6 protein-coding genes are annotated in these 4,670 nt (G+C 53.5%); 5 read left to right on the forward strand and 1 reads right to left on the reverse strand.

Annotated elements, in window-relative coordinates; translation table 11 throughout:
* The 5 genes from ABX962_RS30735 to ABX962_RS30755 all read left to right on the forward strand — a co-directional run.
* Nucleotides 1-432: DUF1559 domain-containing protein (locus tag ABX962_RS30735; protein ID WP_372725303.1), on the forward strand; the 432-nt coding region annotated here is incomplete at its 5' end.
* Between the two features lie 141 nt (nucleotides 433-573).
* Entirely contained in the window at nucleotides 574-753 is a 180-nt protein-coding gene (locus tag ABX962_RS30740) for a hypothetical protein (RefSeq protein WP_372725304.1), read from the forward strand.
* Nucleotides 754-1,030: 277 nt separating this feature from the next.
* Complete coding sequence (locus ABX962_RS30745) at nucleotides 1,031-2,338, forward strand: arylsulfatase (RefSeq protein WP_372725305.1); 1,308 nt, start codon at nucleotides 1,031-1,033, stop codon at nucleotides 2,336-2,338.
* 532 nt (nucleotides 2,339-2,870) lie between these two features.
* Complete coding sequence (locus tag ABX962_RS30750) at nucleotides 2,871-3,023, forward strand: Hsp20 family protein (protein WP_372725307.1); 153 nt, start codon at nucleotides 2,871-2,873, stop codon at nucleotides 3,021-3,023.
* 128 nt (nucleotides 3,024-3,151) lie between these two features.
* Complete coding sequence (locus tag ABX962_RS30755) at nucleotides 3,152-3,421, forward strand: hypothetical protein (RefSeq protein WP_339942290.1); 270 nt, start codon at nucleotides 3,152-3,154, stop codon at nucleotides 3,419-3,421.
* Nucleotides 3,422-3,701: 280 nt separating this feature from the next.
* Here the strand turns inward: ABX962_RS30755 and ABX962_RS30760 are convergent, their stop codons facing one another.
* Complete coding sequence (locus tag ABX962_RS30760) at nucleotides 3,702-4,586, reverse strand: alpha/beta hydrolase (RefSeq protein WP_372725309.1); 885 nt, start codon at nucleotides 4,584-4,586, stop codon at nucleotides 3,702-3,704.
* Nucleotides 4,587-4,670: the final 84 nt, after the last annotated feature.

Consider the following 4,670-nt stretch of genomic DNA (forward strand, 5'->3'; position numbering starts at 1 on the left):
GCGGTTTCCGAAGGCATCATTGGACATCCTCGTATCAACATTAATTCAACGATGCGAACCACTCGTTCCTATGAAGCTCAGACGACGGGGGCTGTCGGTGATTTGATTGCAACGGCCACGGACAATGGTTGCCCGATGACCGGTAACCCGGACACCAATTCGGGACGGGCACGCGGGATGACTTGGTTGAGAGGCTATTCGCCCAATGAGGTTTCGTTCAATACGTTGATGGTCCCCAACTCGAAACTATGGGATTGCGGTGCCAACAGTGACCGCAATATGTACGCCACGCGGTCATTGCATAGTGGTGGAGTGCAGTCGTTGATGGGGGACGGTTCGGTCAAATTCGTCACTGAATCCGTTGACTTTCTCACCTGGCGTGCCGTGGGTGGGATTGGCGAAGGCGAAGTCATCGATACGGAATCGCTTTAAGAATCACGCTGCCGGATGCATCCGCCGTCGTTTAATCAACGACAGGATGCTCAAATTTCTGATGTGCCCGGCCGCCGCGTCGCGGTGGCCGGGGAACCTGTCCGTGTTTCCTTTTCTCATTCACTCCATTTCAATTGCTCCATGAATATTTCCGCTTTGCTGAAAACTGCTGCGTTTCTATTGTTCGCCGGATGTCTCTGCTTGCCGCTGACCGGATGTGGCTCGACGGCCACCAATCCCGGTGTGGAGGATGCTGGTCTCGAAGAGGACGAAGCGTACAAGGAGACCGAAGAATACGTTGAGGGCGAAGAAGGCATCTGATCGACGTGGTCGGCCGGATAGCAAATTTTTGTTATCTGGTCGCAGTCGCAACAATCGGAATCGCTTGTCGCAGATCTTCAAAATGGCAGTGGGACCTTCGTCCCGCTGCCATTTTTTTATTGGTGCGTGAAACGACCGACGCTACGATGTCGGATACGGAAAAATGAAGCTCTCTCCTATGCCAACGAATCAGATCATGCCACGGGATATCAAGCCGCTCTGTAGCCTCCTGCTTTTGCCACTTCTGTGTATTTGCAACACTGGCTCGCTATCAGCGGTGGATCGAAACACAAACGGTTTGCCAGCGGCCAAGCCCAATGTGATTCTGATCCTTGCCGATGATATGGGGATAGGCGATCTCGCCAGTCGCAATGGAAATCGCAATCGCACGCCTCATCTCGATCGTCTGAAACAGGAAAGCGTGTGGTTCGAGCGCGCTTACTCGGCGGCTCCCGTGTGCGCGCCGGCTCGAGCCAGTTTGCTGACTGGCCGGTATCCGCATCGGACGGGGGTGGTGACGCTGAATCAACAGCGTTACCCACAGTTGACGCGGTTACGAAAGGACGAAACCACGCTGGCGAACCTTTTTCAGGACAATGATTATGTCACCGGACTGATCGGAAAATGGCACTGTGGTGACGGAGCTGAATACTTGCCTTTGGCGAGAGGTTTTGACGAGTTCGAAGGCTTTGTGGACCACACCCATGTGCCGAGTTACTTCGATTACAAGCTGCTGGTCCAAGGACAACTCCACGCCGAGTCCAAGCAATATTTGACGAATGATCTGTCCAACCGCGCGGTGCAGTTTGTACGCCGTCATCAACAACATCCGTTCTTTCTTCATCTCGCTCACTACGCTCCCCACCGGCCGCTGGGGGCTCCGGAAGATCGTATTGAGCCGTATCTGAAGAAGGGGTTCGATCGCGATACGGCAACCGTTTATGCGATGATCGAAATCATGGACGAAGGCATTGGCAATCTGCTTGGCGAATTGGACCGGTTGAAGATTCGTGAGAACACGATCGTGATATTTGCGAGTGACAATGGTCCCGATCCGCTTGTGAGTTCACGATTCAATGCACAGCTACGCGGCACGAAGTACACCGTGTACGAGGGAGGCATCCGCGTTCCGATGATGATTCGCTGGCCCGCGCAGTTGGATCCAAGCGAACGAGACGAGGTGGTCCATTTCGCCGACGTGTTACCGACGCTGATGGAGCTTTGTCAGTTAGAGATCCCGGATCACTTGAAACTTGACGGCCGAAGTTTGGCTGGAGTTTTGCGGCGACAGTCTGCAAAAGAGTTTCTGAAGCAACCGCGTTTTTGGCAATGGAATCGCACAGTTCCCCTCTACTCGCATAATGCCGCAATTCGCGAAGGCGACTGGAAACTGGTCCGTCCCTATGTGACTCGAGGTGTTCCGAAAGGCGATTCAACACTGCCGCCCGCTCTGTATCAATTATCGTCGGATCCAACCGAATCGCATGATGTTTCGGCGCAGTATCGCACTCGAACCGCGCGGATGAATGAGGCACTTCAAGCGTGGAGCCAAGAGGTCGAACGCGACCGCAACCGCTTACCGTAGGGTTTCAAATGTCTACCATGATGCCCGCACCACCGACGGTGACTGGGCAGCAGGAGCGAGTCACCTCTCCCGGCGAAGCTGGGAGAGGTCGAACGGGCCCTTTAGGCCTTGTTCGGGTGAGGGCCGACCGCGCAACTGAGCTTGCAGCAGGCATCCACTTGCTCGGTCGCTCACACCCGAGGATTGCTGAAGGCTCTGCTGGACCTCTCCCAAACAAGGGAGACTGGTGATTCAGTAGCATTGATTACAGGCCGGAGACCAACGGCAAGTCATGTTCCGGACTCCGGCCTATTGGTTTGCACTTAATCAGCCGTCTCCTTCGTCGGTGGAGAGGCAACCGCAGTGTAGGCCGGAAACAAAAATCTTCCTCCATGTCCGACGACAACCCCAAGGTTTTCGCATTCCAGACAAACGCCCGCAGGTCGCAACGCGGTTGTACCGCATCGGCACAGTCGTACTCAGTGACTGTGACAAATTGGCTCGCGAAGAGCATCCCATCTACTAATCGATACTCCGTTTCGCGGCACTTTCTGTGCTTCGCAATTTGGTACATGAGTTGCAATTTATCACGACGTCGATGGTCGATGAAGACAAAGTCAACGCCCACTACAAGGACGGAGTGTTGACGGTAAGCATGCCTAAGTCAAAGGAAGCCCTAGCAATGAAAATCGCAGTCAAAGCGTGATCTTGGTGACAAATCTTTTGCGGAACGGCACGGGGGAATTGGATCACTTCACGATCCGCCTCTTGAATTTCCGATTCGTTCGTGGCGTTCCGCTTTTTCACAACTCCTCATTGTCCTGGAATGGTGCCATGCCTGTTTCTGCTCGGCGTTTGATTCGCAATATGATCAATGACCTCAAAGAAGAACGTGACGAATTGGCGTTGCAAATTCATCTCGGCAAGCAGGAGGCGAAGAGCGAGTGGCAGGCATTGGGTAAAAAGCTTGACGATCTGAACCGTCGTTATGAACCGCTCAAAGACGCTGTCGAAGAGACGGGTGAAGATGTATGGGATGCGATGAAATTGGTCGGCGGCGAGATCAAAGATGGTTTCAGCCGCATTCGGAAATCGATCTCGTAACACAGATGGGCATCCCGTCGGTCACGTCCATAACGCAAAAAACCTCGACCTATTTCTTGATCGAGGTTTAAGAAAGTTTGCGAATCCGAATTGATGATTCGTTCCACCAAGATGCGATCGATCGAAAACAAACGTCATTTTCGTTGTCCGAAATAACGGAAAGGAAATTAGCACTCCTTTCCCAGATTAATCTCATCCCTATATGACTGCAGCCATCATGTGCATCAGCAAGGTCGCTGTCGCCAACGCGAACCATTCGCAGTGTGGGTTTTGAGGGGTTCTACTTCTGTTTTGATTTCGAGGAAGTCGAATCGTCCAGGTAACCCCGCGAAACCAGGAATGCACGCGTCTTCTGCATCACTTGTTTGTAAATGCTGGTGTCTTTTGTTTTAGGACGGAAAAAAGGCGAATTGAAAAATCCGTGGTTCTGGCCTTCAAAAGCCTCGAGCTGACATTGGTTACCGGCAGCGTCCATCAACCGCGCGAAGCGTTCCGCGTTCTCAAACGGGACCGTCGTGTCCGCCGTGCCGTGCAACAGCAGCGTTGGCACGATCCCAGGTCCGACATGATGACACGGCGAGATGTCGGTTTGGCGCGTTTCGCCGACTTTGGATAGCCCATAACCTTTGGCGGTGGTGTCCAAAACGGGATTGTACAGGATCATCGCGTTGGGACGCGAGCTGACCGTTAGATCTTCGCCTGCCTCCTCTTCGCCTTGAATTACTCCGGTGCAAGCGGCGATGTGTCCGCCCGCCGAGCCGCCCGAGGCTACAATTTTCTCGGGATCGATTCCAAGCTCGGCCGCGTGACTGCGAATCCAACGCACAGCCGACTTCGCATCTTTGACCGATTCAAATGGCGTCGTTTTGTTGCGGCTCTTGACGCGATAATCGGCCGAGAAGGCGACCATACCGTCGTCGGCAAGCGATCTCGCTTGTTGGAAAAACTGTTTGGGATCTCCGCCGGCCCAGCCACCGCCGAAGAAGAAAACAATGGCAGGAGCCTTGTCACTCGTCTGATGTCCCGTGGGTTCGAAGACATGTAGTTTCAGTTCCACGTCGCCAACGGTTTTGTAAGTCACGACGCGATCCGGCGTGAAGTCATCAGCGACGAGACACCGATTGCAGAATAGTACAAGTCCCACGAATACGATCATTGTCTTCATTTCGTTACCTCGGTTTGGCGACAGCGTGCGGAGTCCGCTGACGTACGGATTGTGGTTGATTCAACTGCCGCTTCCAGATGTCAA

The sequence above is a fragment of the Novipirellula sp. genome (assembly GCF_041583735.1).
Classification (GTDB): Bacteria; Planctomycetota; Planctomycetia; order Pirellulales; family Pirellulaceae; genus Novipirellula.